Annotated in this window: 27 protein-coding genes; 13 read left to right on the top strand and 14 right to left on the bottom strand. The window is 72.6% G+C overall.

Annotated features, from left to right (window positions below; translation table 11 throughout):
• Positions 1 to 90: 90 nt before the first annotated feature.
• Positions 91 to 912, bottom strand: coding sequence for an SAM-dependent methyltransferase (locus ACQPYE_RS39340; RefSeq protein WP_498718169.1), 822 nt, complete (start codon positions 910 to 912; stop codon positions 91 to 93).
• Positions 913 to 1,061: 149 nt separating this feature from the next.
• Here ACQPYE_RS39340 and ACQPYE_RS39345 point away from each other — a divergent pair, with 149 nt between their 5' ends.
• Positions 1,062 to 2,177, top strand: a complete 1,116-nt coding sequence (locus tag ACQPYE_RS39345; RefSeq protein ID WP_498718170.1) for a pentapeptide repeat-containing protein — start codon at positions 1,062 to 1,064, stop codon at positions 2,175 to 2,177.
• A 1-nt stretch (position 2,178) separates the two neighbouring features.
• Complete coding sequence (locus ACQPYE_RS39350; RefSeq protein WP_498718171.1) at positions 2,179 to 3,141, top strand: pentapeptide repeat-containing protein; 963 nt, start codon at positions 2,179 to 2,181, stop codon at positions 3,139 to 3,141.
• Here the strand turns inward: ACQPYE_RS39350 and ACQPYE_RS39355 are convergent.
• Complete coding sequence (locus ACQPYE_RS39355) at positions 3,085 to 3,969, bottom strand: LysR family transcriptional regulator (RefSeq protein WP_498718172.1); 885 nt, start codon at positions 3,967 to 3,969, stop codon at positions 3,085 to 3,087. The two genes, ACQPYE_RS39350 and ACQPYE_RS39355, sit on opposite strands and share 57 nt — an antisense overlap.
• Before the next feature lie 109 nt (positions 3,970 to 4,078).
• Here ACQPYE_RS39355 and ACQPYE_RS39360 point away from each other — a divergent pair, with 109 nt between their 5' ends.
• From ACQPYE_RS39360 to ACQPYE_RS39370, 3 genes are all read left to right on the top strand, one after another.
• Complete coding sequence (locus ACQPYE_RS39360; RefSeq protein ID WP_498718173.1) at positions 4,079 to 4,924, top strand: aldo/keto reductase; 846 nt, start codon at positions 4,079 to 4,081, stop codon at positions 4,922 to 4,924.
• Positions 4,925 to 5,007: 83 nt separating this feature from the next.
• Positions 5,008 to 5,820: a lysozyme gene (locus tag ACQPYE_RS39365; protein ID WP_498723077.1), complete on the top strand. Its 813-nt coding sequence runs from the start codon at positions 5,008 to 5,010 to the stop codon at positions 5,818 to 5,820.
• Between the two features lie 110 nt (positions 5,821 to 5,930).
• Complete coding sequence (locus ACQPYE_RS39370; protein WP_498718174.1) at positions 5,931 to 6,740, top strand: lysozyme; 810 nt, start codon at positions 5,931 to 5,933, stop codon at positions 6,738 to 6,740.
• Positions 6,741 to 6,787: 47 nt separating this feature from the next.
• On the opposite strand, the gene purL is transcribed toward ACQPYE_RS39370, so the two are convergent.
• The 3 genes from purL to purS are packed head-to-tail and all read right to left on the bottom strand — an operon-like array spanning position 6,788 to position 9,962.
• The gene (gene purL / locus ACQPYE_RS39375; protein ID WP_498718175.1) at positions 6,788 to 9,055 is read right to left on the bottom strand and encodes a phosphoribosylformylglycinamidine synthase subunit PurL; all 2,268 of its coding nucleotides are present in this window, start codon (positions 9,053 to 9,055) and stop codon (positions 6,788 to 6,790) included.
• Positions 9,055 to 9,726, bottom strand: a complete 672-nt coding sequence (gene purQ / locus ACQPYE_RS39380) for a phosphoribosylformylglycinamidine synthase subunit PurQ (protein ID WP_498718176.1) — start codon at positions 9,724 to 9,726, stop codon at positions 9,055 to 9,057. The genes purL and purQ overlap by 1 nt, the downstream gene beginning before the upstream one ends.
• Positions 9,723 to 9,962, bottom strand: coding sequence for a phosphoribosylformylglycinamidine synthase subunit PurS (gene purS / locus ACQPYE_RS39385; RefSeq protein WP_033428368.1), 240 nt, complete (start codon positions 9,960 to 9,962; stop codon positions 9,723 to 9,725). Before purS ends, purQ begins: the two co-directional genes overlap by 4 nt.
• Positions 9,963 to 10,422: 460 nt before the next feature.
• Between purS and ACQPYE_RS39390 the strand changes: the two genes are divergently transcribed.
• Both ACQPYE_RS39390 and ACQPYE_RS39395 read left to right on the top strand, forming a co-directional pair.
• Positions 10,423 to 11,394 carry an NAD-dependent epimerase/dehydratase family protein gene (locus tag ACQPYE_RS39390; protein ID WP_498718177.1) on the top strand — a complete coding sequence of 324 codons (972 nt, stop codon included), beginning with the start codon at positions 10,423 to 10,425 and terminating at the stop codon, positions 11,392 to 11,394.
• A gap of 30 nt (positions 11,395 to 11,424) precedes the next feature.
• The gene (locus ACQPYE_RS39395) at positions 11,425 to 12,036 is read left to right on the top strand and encodes an MBL fold metallo-hydrolase (RefSeq protein WP_498718178.1); all 612 of its coding nucleotides are present in this window, start codon (positions 11,425 to 11,427) and stop codon (positions 12,034 to 12,036) included.
• Here ACQPYE_RS39395 and ACQPYE_RS39400 read toward each other — a convergent pair.
• Positions 11,958 to 12,677, bottom strand: coding sequence for a DUF2334 domain-containing protein (locus tag ACQPYE_RS39400; RefSeq protein WP_498723078.1), 720 nt, complete (start codon positions 12,675 to 12,677; stop codon positions 11,958 to 11,960). The two genes, ACQPYE_RS39395 and ACQPYE_RS39400, sit on opposite strands and share 79 nt — an antisense overlap.
• Positions 12,678 to 12,748: 71 nt before the next feature.
• Complete coding sequence (locus tag ACQPYE_RS39405) at positions 12,749 to 13,645, bottom strand: phosphoribosylaminoimidazolesuccinocarboxamide synthase (protein WP_498718179.1); 897 nt, start codon at positions 13,643 to 13,645, stop codon at positions 12,749 to 12,751.
• A gap of 62 nt (positions 13,646 to 13,707) precedes the next feature.
• Between ACQPYE_RS39405 and ACQPYE_RS39410 the strand changes: the two genes are divergently transcribed.
• From ACQPYE_RS39410 to ACQPYE_RS39425, 4 genes are read left to right on the top strand one after another with little or no spacing between them, the layout of a single operon-like run.
• On the top strand, positions 13,708 to 14,559 hold the full coding sequence (locus tag ACQPYE_RS39410) for an ABC transporter substrate-binding protein (protein ID WP_498718180.1): 852 nt from the start codon (positions 13,708 to 13,710) through the stop codon (positions 14,557 to 14,559).
• Complete coding sequence (locus ACQPYE_RS39415) at positions 14,556 to 15,386, top strand: amino acid ABC transporter permease (protein ID WP_498718181.1); 831 nt, start codon at positions 14,556 to 14,558, stop codon at positions 15,384 to 15,386. Before ACQPYE_RS39410 ends, ACQPYE_RS39415 begins: the two co-directional genes overlap by 4 nt.
• Entirely contained in the window at positions 15,383 to 16,132 is a 750-nt protein-coding gene (locus tag ACQPYE_RS39420) for an amino acid ABC transporter ATP-binding protein (protein ID WP_498718182.1), read from the top strand. Before ACQPYE_RS39415 ends, ACQPYE_RS39420 begins: the two co-directional genes overlap by 4 nt.
• A 56-nt stretch (positions 16,133 to 16,188) precedes the next feature.
• The gene (locus tag ACQPYE_RS39425) at positions 16,189 to 16,626 is read left to right on the top strand and encodes a hypothetical protein (RefSeq protein ID WP_498718183.1); all 438 of its coding nucleotides are present in this window, start codon (positions 16,189 to 16,191) and stop codon (positions 16,624 to 16,626) included.
• A 31-nt stretch (positions 16,627 to 16,657) separates the two neighbouring features.
• Here ACQPYE_RS39425 and purB read toward each other — a convergent pair whose 3' ends face one another.
• The 7 genes from purB to ACQPYE_RS39460 all read right to left on the bottom strand — a co-directional run bounded on the left by purB (position 16,658) and on the right by ACQPYE_RS39460 (position 21,812).
• On the bottom strand, positions 16,658 to 18,091 hold the full coding sequence (gene purB / locus ACQPYE_RS39430) for an adenylosuccinate lyase (RefSeq protein ID WP_498718184.1): 1,434 nt from the start codon (positions 18,089 to 18,091) through the stop codon (positions 16,658 to 16,660).
• 47 nt (positions 18,092 to 18,138) lie between these two features.
• Positions 18,139 to 18,936: a hypothetical protein gene (locus ACQPYE_RS39435; protein WP_498718185.1), complete on the bottom strand. Its 798-nt coding sequence runs from the start codon at positions 18,934 to 18,936 to the stop codon at positions 18,139 to 18,141.
• The gene (locus tag ACQPYE_RS39440; protein WP_498718186.1) at positions 18,933 to 19,463 is read right to left on the bottom strand and encodes an RNA polymerase sigma factor; all 531 of its coding nucleotides are present in this window, start codon (positions 19,461 to 19,463) and stop codon (positions 18,933 to 18,935) included. Before ACQPYE_RS39440 ends, ACQPYE_RS39435 begins: the two co-directional genes overlap by 4 nt.
• Positions 19,464 to 19,510: 47 nt before the next feature.
• Positions 19,511 to 20,095, bottom strand: a complete 585-nt coding sequence (locus tag ACQPYE_RS39445; protein ID WP_498718187.1) for a TetR/AcrR family transcriptional regulator — start codon at positions 20,093 to 20,095, stop codon at positions 19,511 to 19,513.
• A gap of 13 nt (positions 20,096 to 20,108) precedes the next feature.
• Positions 20,109 to 20,432, bottom strand: a complete 324-nt coding sequence (locus ACQPYE_RS39450) for a DMT family transporter (protein ID WP_498718188.1) — start codon at positions 20,430 to 20,432, stop codon at positions 20,109 to 20,111.
• A gap of 85 nt (positions 20,433 to 20,517) precedes the next feature.
• Positions 20,518 to 21,276: a hypothetical protein gene (locus ACQPYE_RS39455; RefSeq protein WP_498718189.1), complete on the bottom strand. Its 759-nt coding sequence runs from the start codon at positions 21,274 to 21,276 to the stop codon at positions 20,518 to 20,520.
• A 17-nt stretch (positions 21,277 to 21,293) separates the two neighbouring features.
• A complete protein-coding gene (locus ACQPYE_RS39460; protein ID WP_498718190.1) occupies positions 21,294 to 21,812 on the bottom strand; it encodes a SigE family RNA polymerase sigma factor in 519 nt (172 codons plus the stop codon).
• A gap of 153 nt (positions 21,813 to 21,965) precedes the next feature.
• Here ACQPYE_RS39460 and ACQPYE_RS39465 point away from each other — a divergent pair, with 153 nt between their 5' ends.
• Positions 21,966 to 22,985, top strand: coding sequence for a threonine aldolase family protein (locus ACQPYE_RS39465; protein ID WP_498718191.1), 1,020 nt, complete (start codon positions 21,966 to 21,968; stop codon positions 22,983 to 22,985).
• Position 22,986: 1 nt separating this feature from the next.
• Positions 22,987 to 23,568 carry an HAD family hydrolase gene (locus ACQPYE_RS39470; protein WP_498718192.1) on the top strand — a complete coding sequence of 194 codons (582 nt, stop codon included), beginning with the start codon at positions 22,987 to 22,989 and terminating at the stop codon, positions 23,566 to 23,568.
• The last annotated feature ends 65 nt before the right edge of the window (positions 23,569 to 23,633 follow it).

Consider the following 23,633-nt stretch of genomic DNA (forward strand, 5'->3'; position numbering starts at 1 on the left):
CGGCCTACCGCCACAACCCAGAGGATACGGCCGGTCGCGGGGCGCGGTCGACAACCCGGCCGGGCGCGTGACCGACGCCGTGGCCGTCCATCAGGCCTTCCGCCCGACTCCGCCGAAGCTGATGAAGCGCGCCGCGTTCTCGTCGACGTCCTCGGGCGACTCCGGCCGCCACAGCGGCAGCCGCGCCACACCGGGCTCGACCAGGTCGAAACCGTCGAACATGGCCACGACCTCGTGCCCTCGCCGGAAGCACATCTCGCTGACGCCGCGGTTGTAGACGCCGCGCGCGTCGTCCCACGCCGGGTCCCAGTCGCCTTCCTCGAACCCGGCGTGCGAGATCGCCAGGTAGCTGCCGTCCGGGAGGGCGTCGCGGTAGTCGGCCACGACCCCGCGCGGGTCCTCGGCGTCCGGCACGAAGTGCAGCAGCGCGATCATCAGCACGCCGATCGGCTCGTCGAAGTCCAGCAGGCCCTGCACCTCGGGCGAGGCCAGCACCTGCTTGGCGTCGCGCACGTCGGTCTGCAGCACGTTCACCAGCTCGTTCCCGGTGAGGATGGCCCGGCTGTGCGCGACCGCGACGGCGTCCACGTCGACGTACACGACGCGGGCGGCCGGGTCGGCGGCCTGGGCGATCTCGTGCACGTTGCCGACCGTGGGGATGCCGGAGCCCAGGTCGAGGAACTGGCGGATGCCCCGCGACAGCATGAACCGCACGGCCCGGCGCAGGAACGCCCGGTGGTTGAGCACGATGCTCTTGATCACCGGCACGTCGCCGAGCACCTTGTCCGCGACGGCCCGGTCGACGGCGAAGTTGTGCGCCCCGCCGAGCCAGTAGTCGTAGACCCGCGCGATGCTCGGGCGGGCCAGGTCGATGTCACCCGGCGCCCAGTTGGGCCGATCCACGCTCTCCACCCGGAAGCTCTCCTCTGACGTGCTCGTGTTCCCACCGTTGCGGTGACACCCACATCATGGGCCAATCCGGTGAGTTAGCACACCGTCGGATTGCGCGAGTTCTTCAATCGCCCACCCCCGAACTGATCACCGGGAAGAATGACGGCCTTGTGAGGCACCTGTGGATCGCGGGCGCGGCCGTCTCGGTGGCGGCGCTGGTCTGGCTCATGATCAAGCACCGCCGGCGGCGTGGCCTGGTCAAGCCCGTCGTGCTGGGCGCTATCGGCGCGTTCCTGCTGGTCACGGGCTGGTTGTTCGTCACGGACCCGGCCGCGCCCAAGCAGGAGGCGATCAAGACCGGCGGCCTGGCCGCGGGCGCCATCGTGGCCCTGTACGCGCTGTGGCTCAACGACCGGAGGCGGCGCACGGACGAGGACCGGCAGCGGATCGAGTCCAAGCGGCAGGAGTTGGAGATCGAGCGGGCCGAACACGACCGGTCGCGGGTCGCCGACGAGCGGTTCGCCCGATCGGTGGAGCTGCTCGGTCACGACGCGGAGCAGGTCCGAGTGGGCGCGATGCACGCCCTGGCGGGTCTGGCGCGGTCGCGCGGGGAGTACACCCAGACCGTGCTGGACGTGCTGTGCGCGTACCTGCGGCGGCCCTTCGACGTGGCGCGGGAGGGCGACGAGCCGGTGCGGGACGAGCGCGAGCTGGAGGTCCGCCTCACCGCGCAGCGGCTGGTCGCCGACCTGCTGCCGCGGGCCGACGCCGCGCACCCGGCGCGCTACCACCTCGACCTGACCAGGGCTTACCTGGAGTACTTCGACCTGTCGCACCGGCAGGTCGGCGACCTGGTCCTGCGCGCGGCGCACCTGCGCGAGTCCAACTCGTTCCACCACGCGGTCGTGCACGGCGGCGCGTGGTTCACCGACGCCACCAGCGCCGGGCGGCTGCACCTGCACGACATGGTCGTGCACGGCAAGGCGTGGTTCAGCCGGTTCCGGTGCCGGCGGGCCGCGGACTTCACGGCGACGCGGTTCCTGGGCCCGAGCAAGTTCGCCGGGGCCGCGTTCACCGGGCCGGTGACGTTCCGGGGCTGCGAGTTCGCCGAGCCGGTCGACTTCGAGGACGCGGACTTCACCGGCGGCCTGGACCTGGCGCTCGCCAAGCCCGTCGAAGTGCGCAGGCGGGGCATGCGCGTGTCGCTGGAGCACGAGAACGCCCTGCCCGACGGCTGGGTGGTGGAGGGTCGCGGTGACGGCGGCCTCGGACTGGTCGGGAGCTGACGTGCGGGGACGCTGGTTGCTGGTGGCGAGCGTGCTCGCCGCGGTCGTGGTGGCGGTCGTGACGACCGCCGTGCTCGTCCTGGTCGACCCGAGGCAGCCGAAGGCGGAGGCCATCAAGACCGGCGGGCTGGCCGGCGGCGCGGTCGTGGCCCTGTACGCGCTGTGGCTCAACGACCGGCGGCGGCGCACCGAGGAGGCGCGGCACGAACTGGAGAGCGAGAAGGTCGCCGACGAGCGGTTCGCGCGGGCCGTCGAGCTGCTCGGCAACGAGGCCGACCAGGTCAGGGTGGGCGCGATGCACGTGCTCGCGGGTCTGGCGCACACCACGCCGCGCTACAAGCAGACCGTGCTGAGCGTGCTGTGCGCGTACCTGCGGCGGCCGTTCGAGCACGCGGCGATCAAGGAGAAGCCCGAGGACCCCGACCAGGCGTTCTTCGGCGAGGAGCGCGCGGTCGAGCCGGCCGAGGACCACGAGATGACCGTCCGGATGACCGCGCAACGGCTCGTCACGGACATGCTGCCGTGGGGCGAGGACCCCGACGACACGCCGTACCAGCTGGACCTGACCGGGGCGAAGCTCGTGCACTTCCGGCTGGAGGGCCGCCGGTTCGGCCGCATCGTCGCCCGACGGGCGCAGTTCTACGGCATCACGCGGTTCGGGAAGGCCGTGCTCACCAAGCCCGCGCTGTTCTCCGGCGCCGCGTTCCACGGCCGGGTGGACTTCCGGGACGGCAGGTTCGACGGCGGCATCTCGTTCCAGGACACCGCGTTCCACGGGGCGGTCGACGTCACGGGGGCCAGGGTCGGCACGTTCCTGCACGTCTCCCCGCGACCGCCGGCGGAGCTGGTCGGCGCGCTCGACGTGTCGGCGGGCACCGCGCTGCGCGCCGACCCGGTGGGCTGGCGGCTAACCGGCGACGGGCAGTCCCCGGCCCGCCTCCACGACCATGTCGAGCAGGACTGACGCCGCCGCGCTCACCGTCGGCGTGGTCACCACGGCGGTCTCGGCGGTCGGCGCGTCGACCAGCTCCACGAACCGCGCCCGGGTCTGCTTGGCCGCGAACGACGCCGGCACCAGCGCCACCCCGAGGCCGAAGCCGACGAAGTCCAGCAGCGAGTGCACGTCGTTGACCTCGACCGCGATCCTCCGGTCCACGCCGGCGGTGGCCAGCGCGCGGTCCACATCGTCGCGCGTGCCCCAGTCGGGGTTGAAGTCCACGAACGGCTGACCGGAGAGCTCGGCCAGCCGCACCGACTCCCGTTCGGCGAACGGCAGCTCCGGCGCGCACGCCAGCACCAGAGGTTCACTCGACAGGGTGGACACCGCCAGGTCGTCGCCCACCCGGCCGGACGTGACGAACGCGAGGTCGAGCCGGCCGGCGCGGACCAGGTCGACCAGCTCGACCGAGCCACCCTGCCGCAGCCGCAGCTCGACGCCGGGGTGCAGCTCGTGGAACCGGGCCAGCACGGCGGGCAGGTGCACGGCGTGCAGGCACTGGGTGCTGCCGACGGCCAGCGTGCCGCGCAGCAGCCCCTGCACCGCGGCCACCGCGTCCCGCGCCGCGTCGATCGTGCCGAGCACCCGCCGCGCCTCGACCAGCAGCGCGCGCCCGGCCTGGGTCAGCTCGACCTGGCGGGTGCTGCGCACGAACAGCGGCGCGCCCAGCTCCACCTCCAGCGCCCGGATCGACGCGGAGAGCCCCGACTGGGCGACGTGCATGCGCCGGGCGGCACGGGTGAAGTGGCACTCCTCGGCCACGGCCACGAAGTACTCGAGCTGGCGGAGTTCCACGATTCATCACCCGTACTGCTGAATGGCATCAGGTTCTTCTGTTGGACAGCTTAATGCCTACCGCCCAAGCTGGGGGACGCACAACCGTGACAGACGGAGGTACTGCCAGATGTTGACCCGCCGAATCGGAGGAGTCGAGGTCAGCGCCATCGGCCTGGGCGCGATGCCGATGTCGCTCGACGGCCGCCCCGACCGCAGCCGGTCGATCGAGACGATCCGCGCCGCCCTGGACAAGGGCGTCACGCTGATCGACACCGCCGACGCCTACTCGGCCGACGACAGCGACTTCGGGCACAACGAGGAGCTGATCGCCGAGGCGCTCAAGGGCGTCGACGGCGTCGTGGTCGCCACCAAGGGCGGCCACACCCGCGTCCCCGGCGGCGGGTGGGCGGTCGACGGCCGCCCGGAGTACCTGAAGGCGGCGTGCGAGGCGTCGTTGCGGCGGCTCGGCGTGGACGCGATCGACCTCTACCAGTTCCACCGGCCCGACCCGGCGGTGCCGACCGCCGAGTCCGTCGGCGCGCTGGCCGACCTGCTGGACGCGGGCAAGATCAAGCTCGCGGGCGTGTCCAACTTCGACCCGGCGCAGATCCGCGAGGCCCACGAGGTCCTGGGCGGCCGGTTGGCGAGCGTGCAGAACCAGTTCTCGCCCGCGTTCCGCTCCAGCGAGCCGGAGCTGGCGCTGTGCGCCGAGCTGGACGTCGCGTTCCTGCCGTGGAGCCCGCTGGGCGGCATCAGCGCGGCCGGGCAGCTCGGCGAGCGGTTCGGTGCCTTCGCCGAGGTCGGCCGGGCGCACGGGGTGAGCCCGCAGCAGGTCTGCCTCGCCTGGATGCTCGCCAAGGCGCCGCAGGTCGTGCCGATCCCGGGTTCGTCGCGACCGGCGAGCATCGCCGACTCGGCGGACGCGGTGCACCTGCGGCTGTCCGAGGAGGAGCTGAAGCGCCTGGACGGGTGACACCCTGCGGATGCGGCGGAGGACGTCCGGCCTGACTATCTAGGCCGGACGTACCAGCCATGCCGACCGAATGGGGGGCGTTGATGGCGACGCACACCCGGCTGCGCACCCTGATCACCCGACTGGGTGCCGTCACGATCACGTTGGCGATCGTCCCGGCGCCCGACGCCCGAGCGCTGCCCGAAGGGTCAGCGGACCACTTCGCGGGCTCGCAGATCGCCGCGCACGAGGGCCGGGGCCGCGCCGCGCGGTCCCGGCCCCTGCTCGACGGCTCCGTGCCCGGCATGGACGTCAGCAGCCACCAAGGCGACGTCGACTGGGCGCGGGCGTGGGCGGACGGCGCGCGGTTCGCCTACGTCAAGGCGACCGAGGGCACCGGGTACCGCAACCCGCACTTCGCCCAGCAGTACAACGGCTCCTACGACGTCGGCATGATCCGCGGCGCGTACCACTTCGCGCTGCCGGACCGGTCGGACGGCGCGGCGCAGGCCGACTTCTTCGCGTCCAACGGCGGCGGCTGGTCGCGGGACGGCAAGACCCTGCCCGGCGCGCTGGACCTGGAGTACAACCCCTACGGCGACACGTGCTACGGCCTGAGCCAGGCCGCGATGGGCGCGTGGGTGCGCGCGTTCAGCGACCGCTTCTTCGGGCGGACCGGCCGGCACCCGACCATCTACACGTCCACGACCTGGTGGAACCGGTGCGTCGGCGAGGCGGACCGGTTCGGCGACACGAGCCCGCTGTGGGTGGCGCACTACGCCGACGAGCTCGGGCCGCTGCCGCACGGGTGGGACTACGAGACGATCTGGCAGTGGCGGGCGGCCGGGTTGTTCCCGGGCGACCAGAACCTCTTCAACGGCAACGACGAGCAGTTGCTCAGGGTGGCGCTGGGGTAGCGGCGTTGCTCCGTTTTCGTGACCAATTAACAAGAACCTTGGTGAAGTGGTTAGTCGTGCCTCACACTGCCCAACGAGTCAACCCCCTGCACTGACTCGAGGAGTCACCCATGAACAACCTCGCACGCACCGCCACCGCCCTCCTGACCGCCGTCGGACTGGCCGTGCTCGGCTTAGCCGCGCCCGGATCGACCGGCGCCGCCCAGGCCGCACCCGTCGTCGAAGACCACGCCATGGGCTCGCAGATCGCCAAGCACGAGGGCGGCGGCGGCCGGCGCGTCGCCATCCCGACCGATCCGAGCGCCCAGGCCGTCGTGTACGGCATCGACGTCAGCGGGCACCAGGGCAACGTCGACTGGAACTACTGGTGGGGCCAGGGCAAGCGGTTCGCCTACGTCAAGGCCACCGAGAGCACCACCTACCGCAACCCGTACTTCGCCCAGCAGTACAACGGGTCCTACAACGTCGGCATGATCCGCGGCGCGTACCACTTCGCGCTGCCGGACCGGTCCGCCGGCGCCACCCAGGCCGACTACTTCGTCGACAACGGCGGCGGCTGGTCCCGGGACGGCAAGACCCTGCCCGGCGCGCTGGACATGGAGTACAACCCCTACGGCTCGACGTGCTACGGGTTGTCCAAGGCGAGCATGACGTCGTGGATCCTGTCGTTCAGCGACCGCTACCACGCCCGCACCGGCCGCTGGCCGGTCATCTACACGTCCACGAGCTGGTGGAACCAGTGCGTGAGCGGCGACTTCAGCTCCACCAACCCGCTGTGGGTCGCGCGCTACTCGTCCACCGTCGGCACCCTGCCCTACGCGTGGCCGTTCTACACGATCTGGCAGTACTCGTCGTCGCCGATCGACCAGAACCAGTTCAACGGCGCCTACGACCGGCTCCAGGCCCTGGCCAACGGCTGACCACGGGTGGCCGGCCGGGCGATCCCCGGCCGGCCACCCCTGCTCGCTCAGTCGAACAGCGCCGGGAGGGTGCCCTCCCAGGCCTCGCGCAGCTCGGCCAGCGGCAGTGAGCCCAGGTCCTGGACCTCCAGCGCGTCGGACTCCGGGTCCACCACGCCGACCTTGCGCCACGGCAGGCCGCGCGCGGTGCACATGTCGGTGAACCGCAGCTCCTCCGTGCGCGGCACGGCGACCAGCACGCGGGCCGTCGACTCGCTGAACAGCTCGGTGAACAGGTCCCCTTCGAGGAACACCCGCGCGCCGACCTCGCCGATCAGGCACGTCTCCACCAGCGCCTGCGCCAGGCCGCCGTCGGACAGGTCGTGCGCGGCGGACAGCATGCCGTCGCGCGAACCGGCCACCAGCACCTCGCCGAGCAGCTTCTCCCGCGCCAGGTCCACCTTCGGCGGCAGGCCGCCCAGGTGCCCGTGCACGACGTGCGCCCACTCCGAGCCGCCGAACTCCTCGCGCGTCTCGCCGAGCAGCAGCAGCGTCTCGCCGGCCTCCGCGCCGATCCCCGTCGGGATGCGGCGGCGGACGTCGTCGATCACGCCGAGCACGCCCACCACCGGCGTCGGCAGGATCGCCGTCGAACCGGTCTGGTTGTAGAAGCTGACGTTGCCGCCGGTCACCGGGATGCCCAGCTCGACGCACCCGTCCGCGAGACCCCTCACGGCCTGCTCGAACTGCCACATCACCGCCGGGTCCTCCGGCGAGCCGAAGTTCAGGCAGTTCGTGACCGCGACCGGCGTCGCGCCCGTGGTGGCCACGTTCCGGTACGCCTCGGCCAGCGCCAGCTGCGCGCCCGCGTACGGGTCCAGCTTGGCGTAGCGGCCGTTGCAGTCCGTGGACAGCGCCACGCCCCGGTTGGTCGACTCGTCGATCCGGATCATGCCCGAGTCGGCGGGCTGCGCGAGCACCGTGCCACCGCGCACGTACCGGTCGTACTGCTGGGTCACCCACCGCTTCGACGCCAGGTTCGGCGACGCGGCCATGGACTTGACCAGCGGCAGCAGGTCGTCCTTCGCGGGACGGGCCAGCCGGTCCGGGGTGTCGGCCTGCATCGCGTCCTGGTCGGCCGGGCGCTCGATCGGCCGGTCGTACACCGGGCCCTCGTGCGCCACCGTGCGCGGCGGCACGTCCAGCACGACCTCGTCGTGCCACGTGATGACCAGCCGGTCACCCTCGGTGACCTCGCCGATCTCGGTCGCGATGACGTCCCACTTCGCGCAGACCGCCAGGAACGCGTCCAGGTCCTCCGGCCGCACGACCGCGCACATGCGCTCCTGCGACTCGCTGGACAGGATCTCCGCCGGCGTCATGCCCGTGGCGCGCAGCGGCACCCGGTCCAGGTAGACGTGCATGCCGCCGTCACCGGCGCTGGCCAGCTCCGACGTCGCGCACGCCAGGCCCGCGCCGCCCAGGTCCTGGATGCCGACGACGATGCGCTCGGCGAACAGCTCCAGGCAGCACTCGATCAGCACCTTCTCGGTGAACGGGTCGCCGACCTGCACGCTGGGCAGCTTCTTGCGCTTGCCCGCGCCCGCCGTGTCGTCGAAGGTCTCCGACGCCAGCACCGACACGCCGCCGATGCCGTCCAGACCCGTGCGGGCGCCGAACAGGATGACCTTGTTGCCGGTGCCCGAGGCGTGCGCCAGGTGCAGGTCCTCGACCCGCATCGCGCCCACGCACAGGGCGTTGACCAGCGGGTTGCCCGCGTAGGTCGCGTCGAACACGACCTCGCCGCCGATGTTGGGCAGGCCGAGGCAGTTGCCGTAGCCGCCCACGCCGGCCACGATGCCCGGCAGCACGCGGCGGGTGTCCGGCGCGTCGGCCGGGCCGAAGCGCAGCGGGTCCATCACGGCCAGCGGACGCGCGCCCATGGCCAGGATGTCGCGCACGATGCCGCCCACGCCCGTCGCCGCGCCCTGGTACGGCTCGACGTAGGACGGGTGGTTGTGGCTCTCGGCCTTGAACGTGATCGCCCAGCCGTCGCCGATGTCGACCACGCCCGCGTTCTCGCCGATGCCCGCGAGCATCTTCTCGCGCATCTCGTCGGTGGTCGTCTCGGAGAAGTACTTCAGGTGCACCTTGGACGACTTGTAGGAGCAGTGCTCGCTCCACATCACCGAGTACATCGCCAGCTCGGCGTCCGTGGGGCGGCGGCCCAGGATCTCCTTGATGCGGGCGTACTCGTCGTCCTTCAGGCCCAGCTCCTTGTAGGGCTGCTCCTGGTCGGGCGTGCTCTCCGCGTTCTTCACGGTGTCGACGGTCATCAGGCACCCACCACCGAGTCGACGAGGGAGAGGAACATGCCGAGACCGTCGTCGGTCGGCCCGGTGAGCGCGTCGATCGCGTGCTCCGGGTGCGGCATCAGGCCGACGACCCGGCCGTTGGCGCTGGTGATGCCCGCGATGCCGTTGCGCGAGCCGTTCGGGTTCTCGCCGACGTAGCGGAACACCACCCGGCCCTCTCCCTCCAACTCGTCCAGCGTGGACCGGTCGGCCTGGTAGCCGCCCTCGCCGGACTTCAGCGGCACGAGGACTTCCGCGCCCTGGTCGTAGCGGGACGTCCAGGCGGTCGAGTTGTTCTCGACCTTCAACCACTGGTCGCGGCACACGAAGTGCAGCTTGTGGTTGCGGATGAGCGCGCCCGGCAGCAGGTGCGCCTCGCAGAGGATCTGGAAGCCGTTGCAGATGCCCAGGACCGGCATGCCCTTCTTCGCCGCGTCCACGACTTCCTGCATGACCGGGGCGAACCGGGCGATCGCGCCGCAGCGCAGGTAGTCGCCGTAGGAGAACCCACCGGGCACGATGACCGCGTCGACGTCCTTCAGGTCGTGATCGGCGTGCCAGAGCTTGACCGCCTCCCCGCCCGCATACCGGACCGCGCGCTCGGCGTCGACGTCGTCCAGCGTGCCGGGGAACGTGATGACCCCGACCCTCATGCCTCGACCCGCCTCACGACCCAGTCCTCGATCACGGGGTTGGCGAGGAACGTCTCGGCGATCTTCGCGAGCGTGGCGTCGTCGACGTCGTCGGCGACCTCCAGCTCGAAGTGCTTGCCCTGGCGGACACTGGTGATTCCGTCGAACCCGAGACGGGGCAGCGCGTTGGCCACCGCTTGTCCTTGCGGGTCGAGGATTTCGGGCTTCGGCATGACGTCGACGACGACTCGGGCCACGACAGGCTGCTCCAAGCTAGGAGGGCTGGCGGTACTCGCGGAGCCTACCTGACCTGTGTGTTCATCAACTTCCCGCGTGGCGGGTGGCACACGTTCACCTGAGACCACCCGATCGTGATGCAGCGTTCCAGGGCCGGCTCCTGCTGATCTGATCTCGCCAAGGCCCCGTAGGCCGAGGAAGTGAGCACGGCACCCGTCCGGACGGTCGGCGGCCGTGCTTTGCGCTTTCCAGGGCCAATCGAGCCGGATCACCGAGCCGATCACCGGTGTGACACGGCGCGTCCAATCACCGGCCCTCGACGTCAAGCAGGTCGTTGGTCAGTCTCGCCAGGCACACTTGCCGATTCACTCATCAGTAATCGGATCTTCGACGCATTCTTCGCCGAGGTCCAGGCAGCCGGGCGTTCGCTATCGGCGGACGTGGTGGCGGCGCGGGCGGGGGCACCGCAGGGTGGGGGCCATGCGCATCCTCGTGCTCGGTGGGACGGTGTTCCTCAGCAAGGCGACGGCCGCCGAAGCGGTGCGGCGGGGGCACGAGGTGGTCTGCGCGGCGCGCGGGGAGTCCGGGCAGGCGCCGGACGGCGCGGTGCTCGTCCCCGTGGACCGGGACGTCGACCTCGGGCCGTTGGAGGGCGCGCACTTCGACGCGGTGGTGGACGTGGCCAAGATGTCGGTCACCTGGGTCCGCCGGGCGCTGAGGGCGGTGACCGCCGACCACTGGACGTTCGTCTCCAGCTGCTCCGTCTACGCCGACCACGCCGTCCCCGGCGCCACGGCCACCCTGGACCCGCTGGAGGACGACCCCGACGCGCCGATGTCGTCCGACCGCTACGGCGCGATCAAGGTGGCCGGTGAGCACGCCGTCCGCGACGCCGTCGGCGACCGGGCGTTCATCGTCCGCGCCGGCCTCATCACCGGCCCCGGCGACCCGAGCGACCGGTTCGGGTACTGGCCCAACCGGTTGTCCCGGGGCGGCCGGGTCGCCGTGCCCGACGCGCCCGACCAGCCCGTGCAGCACGTCGACGTGCGCGACCTCGCCGCCTGGATCGTGGACGCCGCCGAGCGGCGCACCGCCGGCACCTACGACGCGATCGGGCCGGCCAACCCGTTGTCGCTGGTGCTGGGCGAGATCGCGGGCGCGGTCGCGCCGCCGGGGACGGTGCTGGTGCGCATACCCCCGCCCGTCCTCCAGCGGCACGAGGTCGAGCCGTGGGTGGGTGCGAGGTCCCTGCCGCTGTGGCTGCCGCCGACGCACCGGGCGATGATGTTCCGGGACGCGGGTCCCGCGCTGGCCGCCGGCCTCCGGGTCCGACCCACGGCCGAGACGGCGGTGGACGCGTTGGCGTACGAACGGGCCCTGGGCCCGGACCGCACCCGACGCGCGGGACTGCCGCCGGACGTGGAGGACGCGCTGCTGCACGACGTGGGCTGAGCGTCCGCCGGTGAGACGAGAGGAGCGCTCATGCTGATCTCCCACTTCGGGCACTCGTGCCTGCTGGTCGACACCGGCGCCGCGCGGCTGCTGTTCGACCCCGGCGTCTACTCGTCGGGCTTCGAGGTGGTCGAGGGCCTCGACGCGATCCTGGTGACGCACGAGCACCGCGACCACGTCGACCCCGGCAGGCTGGCCGCCGTCCGCGCGGCCAACCCCGGCGCACGCCTGGTCGCCCCGTTCGACCTCGAGGGCGCCGAGCTCGTCGGGCCGGGTGACGTGCTGGAGCTGGGCGGCGCGGTCGTCACCGTCCTCGACGCGCCGCACGAGGTCATCCACGAGCGGATCGAGCTGCCGGTCAACGTCGGCTACCTGGTCGACCACGGCGCGTTCTACCACCCCGGCGACTCGCTGACCGTGCCCGAGCAGCGCGTCGACGTCCTCGGCCTGCCCACGGCCGCGCCCTGGATGAAGGTCTCCGACGCGGCGGACTTCCTGGCGCGGGTCGGCCCGCGCAAGGCCGTGCCGATCCACGAGGCGATCCTGGCGCAGACCGAAATCTTCTACCGCGTCCTGGTCGGCACCGCGCCCGAGGGCGTCGAGGTCGTCGTGCTGCCCCGGGGCGAGGCGGTCGAGCTGTAGGTCGTGGGCGACGCGCCGTGGTGCAGGGCCAGGTCGACGGCCTCCAGCAGGGTCTCGCGCGGCCCGAGCCGGTCCAGGTCCGCCGCGTCGACGCCGATCCGCACGAGCCCGCCGCGCCGGGCCGCCCGGCCGACGCCGAGCAGGTAGCTCCAGTGCTCGCCGAGCATCCGCACCCGGCCCGGCCGCACGTCGCCGGTGCGCAGGTCGCGCACGCCCGCCATGTCGGCGCACACCGCGAACCGGTGCCGGCGCAGCGCGACCACCGTGCCGGGTGACGCCAGCCACCCCGGCGGCGCGAACAGGTCCGTGGTCAGTGCCAAGCGCGCCAGCGCGGCACGTGCGGCGACCAGCCGGAGGCCGGCTTCGTGCGCGGGCAGCGCGGAGAACTCGGCCCGGCGGCGCAGCGACACGGCCCGGCGCGTCGGGTCCGGCTGGTGGTCGGAACCGTGCAGGACCAGCGCGTCCCCGGCGGCCACGCGGCGCAGCACCCAGTCCACCGCCTCGCCGGGCACGGCCTTGCGCGGCGCGAGGAGCAGCGACAACGGCACCCGCCGCCGGTCCAGTTCGGCGGCGAGGTCGGCGCACCGGGCGAGCGTGCTCGGCCCGATGCCGGACAGCGAGACCACGAGTTGGGCGACCATGCCACCAGTGCGCAGCACCGGTGTGTCGTCCGCTCCAAGACGAGGTGACGACGGGATGCGGAGCCGGCGAACTATTCCGCGCTCGTGCCGGGCCAGTCCGCGAACGAACGACCGGTGATCAGCTCGTACGCCTGCACGTACCGCGACCGGGTGGCGGCCACGACGTCGTCGGGCAGCGGTGGCGGCGGGGTGTCGGACGCCCGGTCCCAGCCGGAGGCGGGCGAGGTCAGCCAGTCGCGCACGTACTGCTTGTCGAACGACGGCTGCACGCGCCCCGGCTCGTACCCCTCCAGCGGCCAGTACCGCGACGAGTCCGGCGTCAGCACCTCGTCGCCGAGCACCAGCGCGCCGGACCGGTCCAGCCCGAACTCGAACTTCGTGTCCGCCAGGACCACGCCGCGCGACCGGGCGAACTCGCGGGCCGCGCCGTAGACCTCCAGCGTGACGTCGCGCAGCCGGGCCGCCAGCGAGGCGCCCACCTCCGCCTCGACGTGCTCGAACGACACGTTCTCGTCGTGCGCGCCGAGCTCCGCCTTGGTCGCCGGCGTGAAGATCGGCGGCGTCAGCTCCGACGCCTCCACCAGGCCGGCCGGCAGCTCGACGCCGCACACCGACCCGGTGCTCCGGTACTCGGCCATGCCCGACCCGGTCAGGTAGCCGCGCGCCACGCACTCCACCTGGACCATCTCCAGCCGACGCACGAGCAGCGCCCGGCCACGCACCTCGTCGGGGATGCGCGGGTCGTCCCACGCCACCAGGTGGTGGGGCACCAGGTCGGCGAACCGCTCGAACCAGAACACGCTCATCGCGGTGAGCACGCGGCCCTTGTCGGGGATCGGCGTGGTCAGCACGTGGTCGAAGGCGGAGATCCGGTCGGACGCCACGAACAGCAGCAGGTCCTCGTCCACCTCGTGGATCTGGCGGACCTTGCCGGCGGCGACCTGGCGGTAGTCAGCGAGCTTGGGCACCGCCGAAGCGTACTTGTCCCAGCTCGTGGGCCGCCCTTCCCACCTGCGGCAAGATGCCTCCCATGCGTGCACCCGGACTGATACTCGCCGTGACCGCCGTCCTCGCGGTCGCCTGCGCCCCCGCGGACGAGACCGCGACGCCGACCAACCAGGTGGACGGCGTGGCCTGCACGAAGGACAAGCTGCCGACGCTCACCGCCGGCAAGATCACCTTCGGCACGGACCAGCCCGCGTACGAGCCGTGGTTCGTGGACGACGACCCGACCAACGGCAAGGGCTTCGAGTCCGCCATCGCCTACGCGCTGGCCGAGGAGCTCGGCTACGCGAAGACCGACGTGGTCTGGACGCGGGTGCCGTTCAACGCGGCCATCCAGCCGGGCCGCAAGACCTACGACATGGACCTGAACGAGTTCTCGATCACCGACGAGCGCAAGCAGGCCGTCGACTTCTCCGCGCCGTACTACGACGTGGACCAGGCCGTGATCACGCTGGACTCGTCCAAGGCCGCGTCGGTGAGGACGCTGGCGGAGCTCAAGCGGGTCAAGATCGGCGCGCAGGTCGGCACGACCAGCTTCGACGCCGCCCAGCGCCTGCAACCCGAGCAGGACGTCGCGGTCTACAACACCAACGACGACGCCAAGGCCGCGCTGCGCGCCGGGCAGATCGACGCGCTGGTGGTGGACCTGCCGACCGCGTTCTACATCACGTCCGCGGAGCTGGAGGACGGCCTGATCGTCGGCCAGGTCCCGGCGGGCGACGGCAAGCCCGAGCAGTTCGGCATCGTGCTGGACAAGGGCAGCCCGCTCACCGCGTGCGTCTCGACGGCGGTGGAGAACCTGCGCGCCGAGGGCGCGCTGACCAGGATCGAGCAGGAATGGCTGTCCTCCGCGGGCACCGCACCCGAGCTGAAGTGACGAGCGAGCTGCAGCGGGAGCGCTTGGCCTACAAGCGCTCCCGCTCGCGGCGGTCCACCCTGGTCGCCCTGCTGTCGACCGCCGTGTTCGCCGTCGCGGTCGGGGTCACCGTCACCGGCGCGCCGGGCTGGCCGCGCGTGCGGCAGTCGTTCTTCGACGTGGAGATCGCGTGGCGCTCGCTGCCCTCGATCGTCGAGGGGCTCTGGCTGAACCTGCGCGTGCTGGTGGTGTGCGGCGCGCTGATCGTGGTGCTGGCGCTGGTCGTGGCGATGTTGCGCACGCTGCGCGGCCCCGTGTGGTTCCCGCTGCGCGCGCTGGCCACGGTGTACGTGGACCTGTTCCGCGGCCTGCCGCTGATCATCCTGCTGTACCTGGTGGGGTTCGGCCTGCCCGCGTTGCGGCTGACCGGCGTGCCGAACGACTTCGTGGTGCTCGGCGGCGCGGCGCTCGTGCTCGCGTACACCGCGTACGTGGCCGAGGTGTTCCGCGCCGGCATCGAGTCGGTCCACCCCTCGCAGGTCGCGGCGGCGCGGTCGCTCGGCCTCGGTCCGCGCCAGACGCTGCGGCTGGTCGTGCTGCCGCAGGCGGTGCGGCGGGTGATGCCCGCGCTGCTCAACGACTTCGTGGCGCTGCAGAAGGACTGCGGGCTGATCTCGGTGCTCGGCGCGGTGGACGCGGTGCGCGCGGCGCAGATCGAGCAGGCGCGGTCGTTCAACTTCACCCCGTACGTGGTCGCGGGGCTGCTGTTCGTGCTGCTCGCGGTCCCCACGGCGCGGTTCGCCGACGCCCTGGGCCGCCGGCTGGAACGCCGTCAGGGGGGACGATGACCGACCCGGTGCTCAGCGTGCGCGGTGTCGTGAAGCGCTACGGCGACCGCACCGTGCTGGACGGGGTCAGCCTCGACGTGCGCGAGCACGAGGTCGTGACCGTGATCGGGTCGTCGGGGTCGGGCAAGTCGACCCTGCTGCGGTGCGTGAACCTGCTGGAGGAGCTGGACGACGGCCAGGTGCTGCTCGACGGGGTGGACGTGTCCGACCCGCGGGTGGACGCCGACGTGGCCCGGCGCGGCATGGGCGTCGTGTTCCAGGCGTTCAACCTGTTCCCGCACATGAGCGTGCTGGACAACGTCACCCTCGCGCCGCGCGTGGTGCACGGGGTGGCCCGTGACGAGGCCGAGCGCAACGCCCTCGACCTGCTCGACCGGGTCGGCCTCGCGGACCGGGCGCGCAGCTACCCGGAACGGCTGTCCGGCGGGCAGCAGCAGCGGGTGGCGATCGCGCGGGCGTTGGCCTACTCGCCGCGGTTGCTGCTGCTGGACGAGATCACCAGCGCGTTGGACCCGGAACTGGTCGGCGAGGTGCTGGCGCTGGTCAGGGAGTTGGCGGAGGGTGGTCGGACGATCTTGATGGCCACCCACGAGATGGGGTTCGCCCGGCAGGTCGCCGACCGCGTGGTGTTCCTCGACGGGGGCAGGCTGGTCGAGTCCGGACCGCCCGGGCAGGTGCTCGGCGAGCCCGTGCACCCGCGCACCCGGCAGTTCCTCCGGCGGATCATCGAGGCCGGCCGCCTCTAGGCCGCTCGGGAGACTCCACTTGGGGTATCGGACGAGTGACCCCTACGCTGCTTGGCGTGGTCCATCCGAAGGCATTTGTGGCACCCGTCGCGGCAAGTGGCGGACTGCTCCTGCTGCTGCTCACGGGAGCCTGCGCGAAGCCGTCGGCGAGCCCGGAACCGGTGGTGCTCCCGACGGTGTCCAGCTCGGCGCCGGTGACCTCGGTCCCGGCGGTGGCGAACATCTCCGTGCTCCCGGCGGCGACCACCACCACGCCGCCGCCACCACCTCCGACGGTCGCCGCGACGACCGAACCGCCGCCACCGCCACCGGCGGAGGTCCAGCCGCCGCCCCGGCAGACGGCCGAGCCGACCACCACCCCGCCCCGGTTCGACCAGGTGGCCCTGGAGGGCTTCCCGTGCGACGAGGAGGGCGCGACGGCGGTCGACCCGACGGGCCGCGCCCTGGTGTGCGAGAAGACCCGCCGCGGCCGCCTGGCCTGGGACAGGGCCTGACGGCCGCGGTCGCGCGGACGGCGGGGGCGCGTCAGAGGATGGGTTCCGGCACGTAGCCGGCCGCGGTCGGGTACTCCGCCAGCACGTCCTCGACCTGCCGCACCACGTCCGCGACCTGGTGCTCCGCCACGCCGGTGAACGACAGGCGGTCGGCCAGCAGGGCGTCCAGCGCGGCGCGGTCCAGCGGCAGTCGGTCGTCGGCGGCGAACCGGTCCAGCAGGTCGTTCTCGGCCAGGCCCTGCTCGCGCATGGCCAGCGCCACCGCGACCGAGTGCTCCTTGATGACCTCGTGCGCGGTCTCCCGGCCGACGCCCGCGCGGATCGCCGCCATCAGCACCTTCGTGGTCGCCAGGAACGGCAGGTAGCGGTCCAGCTCGCGGGCGACGACCGCCGGGTACGCGCCGAACTCGTCCAGCACCGTGATGAACGTCTCCAGCAGGCCGTCGAAGGCGAAGAACGCGTCCGGCAGCGCGACCCGGCGCACGACCGAGCACGACACGTCGCCCTCGTTCCACTGGTCGCCCGACAGCTCGCCGACCATGGACAGGTAGCCGCGCAGGATGACCGCGAAGCCGTTGACCCGCTCGCACGACCGGGTGTTCATCTTGTGCGGCATCGCGCTGGAGCCGACCTGGCCCGGCTTGAAGCCCTCGGTGACCAGCTCGTGGCCCGCCATCAGCCGGATCGTCTTGGCCAGCGACGACGGTCCCGCGGCCAGCTGCACGAGGGTCGACACGACGTCGAAGTCCAGCGACCGCGGGTAGACCTGGCCGACGCTCGTCAGCACGGTGGTGAAGCCGAGGTGGCCCGCGACGCTCCGCTCCAGCCCGACCAGCTTGTCCCGGTCGCCGCCGAGCAGGTCGAGCATGTCCTGGGCGGTGCCGACCGGCCCCTTGACGCCGCGCAGCGGGTAGCGGGCGATCAGCTCGTCCAGCCGGCGGAACGCGGCCAGCAGCTCGTCGGCGGCCGTGGCGAAGCGCTTGCCGAGCGTGGTGGCCTGGGCGGCGACGTTGTGCGAACGGCCCGCCATCACCAGGTCGGTGTGCTCGGCGGCACGGCGGGCCAGGCGGGCGAGCACGGCCGCCGTCTTGCCGCGCACGTGCTCCAGCGACCGCAGCACCTGCAACTGCTCGACGTTCTCGGTGAGGTCGCGCGAGGTCATGCCCTTGTGCACGTGCTCGTGCCCGGCCAGCGCGTTGAACTCCTCGATGCGCGCCTTCACGTCGTGCCGGGTGACTCGCTCGCGCTCGGCGATGGACGCCAGGTCGACCCGCTCGACCACCCGCTCGTAGTCCGCGACGGCCTCGGCGGGCACGTCGAGGCCGAGCTCGGCCTGCGCCTTCAGCACGGCGAGCCACAGCCGCCGCTCCAGCACGATCTTGTGCTCGGCGGACCACAGCGTGGCCAGCTCGGTGGAGGCGTAGCGACCGGCGAGGACATTGGCGATGCGGGGCTTGACCGTCACGTGACCAGCTTATTTCGCCCGGACGGGCGACCGGACGCCGGGGAGCGTCAGGGCACGGTCAGGTTCGGGTCGGTGGCCAGCAGCACCAGTTGGTCGACCGTCAGCGCCACCTCCCGCAGCTCCGACCCCGGGCCCGGGTCGTACCCGTAGGTGGTGACCTGCACGACCGTGCCGTCCGCGCGCAGGTGCGCCACCGCGCGCGCCACCAGCGCCTTCGAGGTCGGGTCGGTGCTCGTGCCGGTCGCGAGCCGGGTGCCGTCGTCCCGCCGCTGCGGGTCGTCGCACCGGACCTCGGCGCAGAACCGGTCGAAGGGCTCCCGCCCCGACGGCGTGGTCAAGCGCACGACCACCCCGCTCTGGCCGATCCCGTCGATGAACCGCACGACCCCGGTGAAGTGCCGCGGCTCCTGCTCGCGCACCTCGTTGAAGTCGACGCTCACCACCTTCGCCGCGGGCACCACCTGGTTGAACCGCCCGCTCAGGTACCCCGAGAGGAACGACTTGACGCCGGGCGCGACCTGCGCCTCGGTGGTGGACGGCGCCAGGGCGGTCTCCGACGGCGGTGCGGACGCGGACGGCGGCGCGGACCGCGGTGCGGACGCGGACGCCGTGGTCGTCAGCACCGAGCCGGTCGCCGCGTCGACGTCGCGCCGCTGGTCGAGGACGCCGGGCAGGGCCAGCACCGTGCCGGTGAGGGTGAGCGTCGCCACCGCCACGGCCACCAGCGCGCGACGACGCCTGCGCACGTGCTGGGCGCGTCGGATCAGCTCGTCGGCGTCGAAGTCCAACGGCGGCTCGTCGCCGACCGCGGCCCGCAGCCCTTCCCGCAGGTCTGCCTCGCTCACGACGCCACCACCGCCCCTCGCTCGAGTTCCTCGATCGCCACGCGCAGCGCCACGAGCCCGCGTGCCGTCTGGCTCTTGACCGTGCCCTCGGTGCACCCCATCGCCACCGCGACCTCGCTCACCGGCAGGTCCTCGAAGTACCTCAGCACCAGCACGGCCCGCTGGCGCGGCGGCACCCGCAGCAGCGCCGCGTGCACCAGGTCTCGCGCCCACAGCCGTTCACCGGTCCGCTCCGGGTCCGCCGCCAGGTCGGCCACGTCCGGCACCTCGCCGTCGCGCTGCTCGGCCCGCCGCCACGGTCTGCGCTTCTCGTCCAGCCACGTGCGCAGCAGCACCTTGCGGGCGTACCCCGAGGCGGTGTCCCGCCACTCGATCCGGTGCCACGCCTGGTACAGCTTGAGCAGGCTGGCCTGCATCAGGTCCTCGGCCGTGTGCCAGTCGCCGCAGAACAGGTACGCGGTGCGCCGCAGCGAAGCGGCGTGGGCCACCGCGAACTCGCGGAAACCCTGCTCGTCGGCCGTGCGCATGCGATCCGATCCCCTTCCCCGCCCCCACCCCTTCAACGCGGTGGGGGTCAGCGGGGTTGCATCGACTTGCCGAGCATCCGGCGGGCCGCCGCCCTGGGGTCCGGGCTGATCTCGATGAGCGCGTTCACCACGGCGCCGTCGACCAGCGCGATCAGCTCTTCCACGCGTTCCCGGCTGACCGGTTTGCCCGCCCGGGCGAAGATGTCGAACAGCAGGGAGTGCAGCTCGCCGGACATCCGGCGCATCAGCGGTCGCAGGTAGGGCCGCCTGCCGGTGGCGACCAGGCGCTCGTAGCGCAGCAGCACGGCTTCGGCGTCCCGGTCGCCGGAGGGCCCGAGCAGCAGGTCGAGCACGAGTTCGACGAACGCGTCGTCACCGCACTCGGCCGGGTCCAGCTCGTCCAGCCTGGCCTTGCCGTAGGCCAGCTCGGCGTCGCCCTGGAACTCCAGGGCCGCGGTCACCAGCTCGTCGAGCGAGTCGAAGTAGTACGTGGTGGAGGCCAGCGGCAGGCCCGCGCGCTCGGCGACGGCGCGGTGCCGGATCGCGTCGAAGCCACCGTCGACCAGGAGGCCGGCGGCGGCTTCGACCAGCGCCTGGCGCCGGCGTTCGCCCTTCGGCGTTGCGGCTGTCATTGCAGGAAAGGTACTAGTGCCCGCCACCGGTCAGGTTGAGGCCGATGACACCGCTGACGATGAGGCCGAGGGAGACCAGCTTGATCGTGCTGACCCCGTCGCCGAGCCAGACCATGCCGATCACGGCGGTGAGCGCCGCGCCGATCCCCGTCCACACCGCGTACGCCGGTCCGGCGGGCAGCTGCTTCATGGCCCACGCCAGTCCGGCGAAGCTGATCAGCGCGAACACCGCGAACGCCACGGTCCACCACAGCCTGCTGAAGCCGTCGGACAGCTTCAGCGCGACCGCCCAGCCGGCCTCGAAGAAGCCGGACACGATGAGCACGGCCCACGCCATGACGACCACCTCCCAATCTGGTACGAACGTACCAGATTTATGGTACGCCAGTACTAGAATGGGTGGTGATCCCGCTCTCCGCGACTCAGAACCGGGCGGCGAGCCGTTCCGCGAGCTCCGCCAGGTCGTCCGTCAGCGGACCTTCCGACGAGCCCTCCCGCGGCCGGCTCAGCACGTAGAGCTCCTCGCCGCCGGACGTCCTCGCGCTCGCGTACGCCCCGGAACCGGCCGCCACCAGCGCGGCGTCGCCCTCCCGTGCGAGCACCGCGGACACCGTGCCCTGGACGTCGCCGTCACGCACGAGGAAGCTCGCGCCGCGCGCGCCGACCGGGCAGTCGGCCGCGGCGGGCGCGGCCTGGTCGGCGTTGGCGACCGGGAGCTCGTCGGCGAGGGCGACGGCGAGCTCCCGGTCCACCTCAACGCACCCGCGTTGGGCGCTGCCGACCGCTGTGCGGCCGGCACTCCCCGATGGATCGTCCCCCTGCGTAGACGGGTCCTCGGGGATGCTCTCGAGCGGATTTCCACCGCTGCGGTCGGCCGGCGTGCCCTTCGACCGCACATCCGGCTCGGCCGCGCTGAAAGGAGTGACCACGTTAGGGGACGAAGCGTGCTCAGCGGAACCCGCGGCGGCCGTGTCGCTGCCCGTGTCCCGCGCGAAGTTCGCGGAGACCACCAGACCGCCGAGCACGAGCGCGAGCGCCATGGCGGAGCCGACCGCGACGGCCGACCTGCGCCGGGCGGTCGCCCGCGCCGAGGCCGACCGGACGGCGTCCACGTCGAAGGACGGGGGCGGCGCGGCACCGGCCGCGTCGCGGAACAGCTCGCCGAGCTTCTGCTCGTCCACCTACCTCCTCCTCCCGCTCACGACGCTGGCCGCAAGTCTTCGATCGTGTCGCCCAACGCCTCGCGGAGGGCTGCCAGACCCCGGGAGGTCTGGCTCTTCACCGTGCCCTCGGAACACCCGAGCGCCTCGGCCGCCGCCGCGACGTCCAGGCCCTCCAGGAACCTGAGCACGAGCACCGCCCGCTGCCTCGGCGGCACCCGCCGCAAGCCCGCGACCAGCGCCTCGCGCGTCGCCACCGAGTCGGCCACCTCGCCGTCGCCCGAGGGCCGCTCCGGGACCTCGTCCACGAAGCGCTCCCGCCGCCACGGCCGGCGCGACTCGTCGATCACCGCGCGCACCAGGGTCCGGCGGACGTAGGCGTCCAGGGCCTGCTTGTCCCGGACCTTGCGCCACCTGCGGTGCAGCGCGACGAACGCGGTCTGCGCGAAGTCGTCCGCCCGGTGCCAGTCACCACAGAGCAGGAACGCCGTTCGGCGCACGGCCTCCCGGCGAGCCACGAAGTACTCCGCGAACTCCTGCTCGTCGCGCTGATCCACGCGGACTCTCTCCGCTCGTCGTGCTTGCACTTACCGGACGGAACCGGTGGCGCCCACGGTTGCACGCCGGTTCACCGAGACTTGCGTCACCCCCCATCGTGGTACCGCCGACGCGACCGGGGCAGGACTTGCCCGGTGTGATGTGATCCATTCGTGACCCAGCTCTCGCCGCTCGACTTCCGCTCCGACACCGTCACCCAGCCGGACGAGGCCATGAGACTGGCGATGTCCAGTGCCGAGGTCGCCGACGACGTGCTCGACCACGACCCCACCATGCGCCGGCTCGAGGAACGCGTCGCGGAGCTGCTGGGCGTGGACGCGGCGCTGTGGGTGCCGTCGGGGTCGATGGGCAACCTGATCGCGCTGACCGTGCACCTGCGGCCCGGCGACCGGTTCCTCGCGCCGCGCGGCGCCCACGTGCTCGACAACGAGCTCGGCACGGCGGCGTGGATCGCGGGCGGGATGCCGCACCCGCTGGAGTGCGACGCGGGACCCGGCCGGGCGTCACCCGACGCGGTGCGCGCGGCGGCCGGCACGTCCGGGCCGTACTACACGCTGCGCACGACGCTCCTGTGCCTGGAGAACACGCACAACGCCGCCGGCGGGGCCGTGACGCAGCCCGACGAGCACGCGTTGCTGGTGTCGGCGGCCAAGGAGACCGGCCTGCGCGTGCACCTCGACGGCGCGCGGTTGTGGAACGCGGCCGTGGCGCTGGGCCTGCCGCCCGCCGCGTTGACGGTCGGGGTGGACACGGTGCAGGTGTGCCTGTCGAAGGGCCTCGGCGCGCCGGTGGGCTCGGTGGTGGCCGGGACGTCGTCGTTCGTCGCGGAGGCGCGGCGGGTGCGCAAGATGCTCGGCGGCGGGGTGCGGCAGGGTGGCGTGCTGGCCGCCGCCGGGCTGGTGGGGCTGGGGCGCATCGACGACCTCGCGCACGACCACGCGAACGCCCGCGCGCTGGCCCGCGGCCTGACCGGGCTCGGCTGGCAGGTCGACGAGCCGGAGACCAACATCGTGCTGGCGGGCGTGCCGGACCTGGAGGTGACGTTGACCGGACTGCGGCACCTGGGCGTGTTCGCCGGGCCGATGGCGGGCAAGGTGCGGTTCGTGCTGCACCGCGACGTGAACGCGGACGACGTGGCCGAGGCGTTGCGCCGGATCGGGTCGGCGAGCTGACGTGCGCTGGGTGGTGTTCGACTACGGCGAGGTGCTCAGCGAGCCGACCCGGGAGCTGCCCGCGCTGGCCGCGCTGCTCGGCGTGCCGGTCGAGGACTTCTCGCGCGGGTACTGGGGCGCGCGGGAGGCCTACGACGCCGGTCAGCCCGACCTGGCGTACTGGCGCGCGGTCGGTGCCGCCGTGGACGTGCCGGTGGACGAGGCGCTGGCCGGGCGGCTGACCGAGGTGGACGTGCGCGGGTGGCTGCGGCCGGCGGCGGGCGCGGTGGAGCTGGTGGCCGAGCTGGCGTCGGCGGGGGTGCCGTTGGCGCTGCTGTCCAACGCGCCCGTGTCGTTCGCGCGGACCGCCGAGCGGGAGCCGTGGACCAGGCACTTCCGGCACCTGGTGTTCTCCGGCGACCTCGGCGTGGCCAAGCCGGACCCGCGGATCTTCGCCGCGTTGGCGGAGCGGATCGGGGCGCGGCCGGCGGACTGCGTGTTCTTCGACGACCGGCAGGTGAACGTGGACGGCGCGGTCGCGGCCGGGCTCCGAGGTGTGCTGTGGCAGGGGCCGGTGCACGCGCGGCAGGTGCTCGGGGACTAGCGACCGCGGTCGGGGTCGTCGGCGGTCGGCTGTCGGCGGTCGGGTCGTCGGCGGTCGGGTCGTCG

The sequence above is a fragment of the Actinosynnema sp. CA-299493 genome, from assembly GCF_050946825.1.
In the GTDB taxonomy this organism is placed as follows: domain Bacteria; phylum Actinomycetota; class Actinomycetes; order Mycobacteriales; family Pseudonocardiaceae; genus Actinosynnema.